This is a genomic window from Micromonospora sp. NPDC047548 (genome assembly GCF_040642975.1).
Lineage (GTDB): Bacteria > Actinomycetota > Actinomycetes > Mycobacteriales > Micromonosporaceae > Micromonospora.
On record NZ_JBEYTI010000105.1, the window covers coordinates 1 to 4,592 of the forward strand.

General features: G+C 76.2%; 2 protein-coding genes. Both read right to left on the reverse strand.

Annotation, left to right across the window (positions count from 1 at the left end; translation table 11 throughout):
- Positions 1-1,788: beta-ketoacyl synthase N-terminal-like domain-containing protein (locus ABZ807_RS33085; RefSeq protein WP_357167029.1), on the reverse strand; the 1,788-nt coding region annotated here is incomplete at its 3' end.
- Positions 1,785-4,592, reverse strand: a 2,808-nt coding sequence (locus ABZ807_RS33090; protein WP_357167032.1) for a type I polyketide synthase, incomplete at its 5' end; no start/stop codon positions are given. The genes ABZ807_RS33085 and ABZ807_RS33090, both read right to left, overlap by 4 nt.

A 4,592-nucleotide genomic window follows, 5' to 3' on the forward strand; every position in this document is an offset into this window, starting at 1 on the left:
CCAGACCACCGAACACAACGGCCGATCCAGGTACTGATCCAACTCCGCCACCACCGCGTCAAACGCAGCGGCGAACACCGGAAACACCCCGTACAGCTCACGACCCATACCCAGCCGCTGCGCACCCTGACCGGTGAACAGCACCGCCAGCCGGCCCGGACGGGCCGTCCCGAGGACCGCGTTCGGGGCCAACTCCCCCGCCGCCACCGCCGCCAGGCCGGCGGACATCTCGGCCGGGTCCGCGCCGAGCACCACCGCCCGGTGGCCGAAGACCGCCCGACCGGTGACCAGGGTCCGGGCCGCGGGGCGCAGGTCCGCCGGCGCGAGGTGCCCGGCGACGGAGGCGAAGCGGTTCGCCAGTTCCCGTACCGCCGGGTCGGATTTCGCCGACAGCACCCAGGGCACCAGCGACGACGGCGTATCCCCGTCGTCCGGCTCCGGGTCGGACGACGGCGCCTGCTCGAGGATGACGTGGGCGTTGGTGCCGGAGAGGCCGAACGACGAGATGCCCGCCCGGCGCGGATGCCCCTGCGCGGGCCACTCGCGCGCCTCGGTCAGCAGCTCGACCGCGCCGGACGACCAGTCCACCTGCGAGGAGCGCTCCTCGGCGTGCAGGGTCCGGGGCAGCACTCCGTGCCGCATCGCCTGCACCATCTTGATCACGGCGGCCACGCCGGCGGCGGCCTGGGTGTGGCCGAGGTTCGACTTGATCGACCCGAGCCGGAGCGGACGGCCGGCGGGCCGCTGCTGGCCGTAGGTGGCCAGTAGCGCCTGCGCCTCGATCGGGTCGCCGAGGGTGGTGCCGGTGCCATGCGCCTCCACCACGTCCACCTCGACGGCCGGTACGCCCGCCGCGGCGAGGGCGGCCCGGATCACCCGCTGCTGGGCGGGGCCGTTCGGGGCGAAGAACCCGTTGGAAGCGCCGTCCTGGTTGACGGCGGTGCCGCGGACCACCGCGAGCACCGGATGGCCGAGCCGCTGGGCGTCCGAGAGCCGTTCGACCAGCAGGAAGCCCGCGCCCTCGCCCCAGCCGGTGCCGTCGGCCCCCGCGCCGAACGACTTGCACCGGCCGTCCGGGGCGAGTCCCCGCTGCCGGCTGAACTCGACGAACGCCTCCGGCGTCGCCATGACGGCCGCGCCGCCGGCGAGCGCCAGGGTGCACTCCCCCGATCGCAGCGCCTGCACGGCCAGGTGCAGCGCCACCAGCGACGACGAGCAGGCGGTGTCGACGGTGACCGCCGGGCCCTCCAGCCCGAGGGCGTACGCCACCCGGCCGGAGGCGACCGAGCCGGTGGCGTGGCTGCTGGCGTAGTCGTGGTACATCAGGCCGGCGAACACCCCGGTACGACTGCCGCGCAGCGTGCCCGGGTCGATGCCGGCCCGCTCGAACGCCTCCCAGGCGCACTCCAGCAGCAGCCGCTGCTGCGGGTCCATGATCGTCGCCTCGTTGGGGCTGATCCCGAAGAACGTCGGGTCGAAGGCGTCGGCGTCGGCGAGAAACCCGCCCTGCCGGACGTAGCTGGTGTGCGGCCGCTCGCCGGTCGGGTCGTAGAGCTCGTCGACGTTCCAGCCCCGGTCGGCGGGGAAGTCGCCGATCGCGTCGACCCCGTCGGCGACCAGCCGCCACAGCTGCTCCGGGGTGCTCACCCCGCCGGGGAAGCGGCAGCTCATCCCGACGATCGCGACCGGCTCGTGGGCGGCCGCGGTGAGCCGCCGGTTCTGCGCGCGCAGCCGCTCGGTCTCCTTGAGCGAGCTGCGCAGCGCCGCGACGAGCTTGTCGTCGGTCATCGAGGGTCTCCCGTCATGAGGTCGTCGAGGTCCTGGTCGCCCAGCGCCATGCTGATCAGGTCGTCGGCGTCCATCTCGTCGATCGAGCGGCCAGCCTCGTCGTCCACTGCGGTCGTGGCCGGCGTGGGGGCTAGCCCGCCGAGTTCGAGCAGCCGGTCCAGCAGCCCGGCCTCGCGCAGCCGGCTCAGCGGGATGCCCTGGAGGACCTCGCGAACCCGGTCCTCGCCCAGCCCCTCGGTTGGCGTCGGGGCGAGCGCGGTGGCCAGCTCGGCGGCGAGGATCCGGGCGTTGGGGTGGTCGAAGACGAGCGTCGCGGGCAGGCGCAGGCCGGTCGCGGTGTTGAGCTGGTTGCGGAACTCCACCGCGCTCAGCGAGTCGAAGCCCAGCTCCTGAAACGCCCGGTCGGGGTCAACGTCCTGCGGACCGGCGTGCCCGAGGATTGCCGCCGCCTGGGTGAGCACCACGTCGAGCAGCGCGGCATCGCGTTCGTCGGCCGGCAGCGCGGCGAGCCGTCGGGTCAGGGCCACGGCGGCGTCCGGTCCGGCCCCGCCGGTCGGGCGCACCGGCCGCCGGACCAGGCCGCGGAAGAGCGCCGGCAGATCGGGTACGGCGGCCAGCGCGGCCAGGTCCAGCCCCACCGGTACGACCATCGCCGTGTCGGTGGCGGCGGCCGCGTCCAGCAGCGCGAGCCCCTCGGCGGGCGCCAGCGGGCGGACGCCGGTCCGCTCGACGCGGGCCCGGTCACCGGCGGTGAGGTCGGCGGCCATCCCGGCGTCGCCGGCCCAGGCCCCCCAGGCGAGCGACTGGGCGGGCAGGCCGGTGGCCCGGCGATGCGCGGCGAGCGCGTCGAGGCACGCGTTGGCGGCGGCGTAGCTGCCCTGGCCGGGGTTGCCGACCACACCGGCGGCGGAGGAGAAGAGCACGAACGCGGTGAGCGGCAGGCCGGCGGTCAGCTCGTGCAGGTACAGCGCGGCGTCCACCTTGGGGCGGAACACGACGTCGACGCGGTCCGGGGTGAGCGAGCCGATCACGCCGTCGTCGAGCACACCGGCGGAGTGCAGGACCCCGGTGAGCGGGTGCGCCGGGTCGAGGCCGGCCAGCAGGGCCGCCACGGCATCCCGGTCGCCCATGTCGCAGGCGACGAGCCGGACGTCCGCGCCGAGGGCGGTCAGCTCGGCGACGAGGCCGTCCGCGCCGGCGGCCGCCGCGCCCCGCCTGCTGGTCAGCAGCAGCCGGCGTACCCCGTGCGTGGTGACCAGGTGCCGGGCGACGAGCCGGCCGAGCAGGCCGGTCGCGCCGGTGACCAGCACCGTCCCCTCCGCACCGAACCTGCTGGCCGGCGGCGCGTCGGGGGTGGCGGCGAGCCGGGTGAGCCGGGCGACGTGGGCGGCGCCGGCGCGGACGGCCACCTGCGGTTCTCCGGTCGCGACGGCCAGGGCGAGCGCGGCGGGGTCGTCCGGGTCGTCGAGGTCGGCCAGGACGATCCGGTCGGGCTGCTCCGACTGCGCGGAGCGGACCAGACCCCAGACGGCCGCGCCGGCCAAGTCGGCGGCCTCCTCTCCGGCCACCGCGACCGCGCCCCGGGTGACCACCAGCAGGGTGGACCGGGCGTACCGGTCGTCGGCGAGCCAGGTCTGGACGCGCTCCAGGGCCCGGTGGGTGGCGCGGTGCACGGCAGTGGCGTCCCGGCCGGGCTCCGACCGCAGCACCACCACCTCGGGTACGTCGTCTCGGACGTCGTCCCACCCCGCCCAGCGCACCGGGGGCGCGCCGACCGGCCCGGCGGGCTGCCAGGCCAGCCGGTACAGCGGGTCCGGCCGGCCGGCGGCGAGCTGGGCGGCGGAGAGTTCCCGCAGGGTGAGCGACTCCACCGAGGCGACCGGCAGGCCGGCGGCGTCGGCGATGTCGAGGCGCACCCCGTCGCCGGCCGGGGTGACCCGGACCCGTACGGTGGCGGCGTCGGGGACGGCGACGGTGACGCCGGAGAAGGCGAACGGCAGCCGGACCGGCCCGACCTGGCCGGCGTCGAGGCCGACCGCCTGAAGGCAGGCGTCGAGCAGGGCCGGGTGCATCCGGTACCCGCCGTCGGCGCCGTCCCCGGCAGGCAGGGCGACCTCGGCGTACACCTGGTTCCCGGCGGTCCACGCGGCGCGCAGCCCCTGGAACGCCGGCCCGTACGCCAGCCCGGCGGCGGCCTGGGCGTCGTACCGCCCGGCGAGGTCGACCGGGAGGGCACCTAGCGGCGGCCAGGCGGCCAGGTCGAACGACGGCGGCCGGGTGGCCGGGGCGACGGCGCCGGTGGCGTGCCGGGTCCACGGCTGGTCCGGTCCGCCGTCGCGCGAGTGGACGGTGACCGGTCGGCTGCCCGTCTCGTCGGCCACGCCGATCAGCACCTGGACGGTGACCCCGCCGCAGTCCGGTACGACCAGCGGTGCTTCGAGGACCAGTTCGGTGAGCGTGTCGCAGCCGACCTGCGCGCCCGCGCTCAACGCCAGCTCCACGAAGCCGGTGCCCGGCAGCAGGATCGCGCCGCCGACCACGTGGTCGGCGAGCCAGGGCTGGGTGTGCACGGAGAGCCGTCCGGTGAGGACGGTGCTGTCGGAGCCGGCGAGGGTGACGGCGGCCCCGAGCAGCGGGTGGCGTGCGGCGTCGACCCCGACGGCGCCGAGGTCCCCGCTCGGGGTGATGGCCCGCTGCCAGTAGCGCTGCCGCTGGAAGGGGTAGGTGGGCAGGTCGATGGTGCGGGTGGTCTGTGGGAGCAGTGTCGTCCAGTCGACGGTGGTGCCGGTGACGTGCAACCTGGC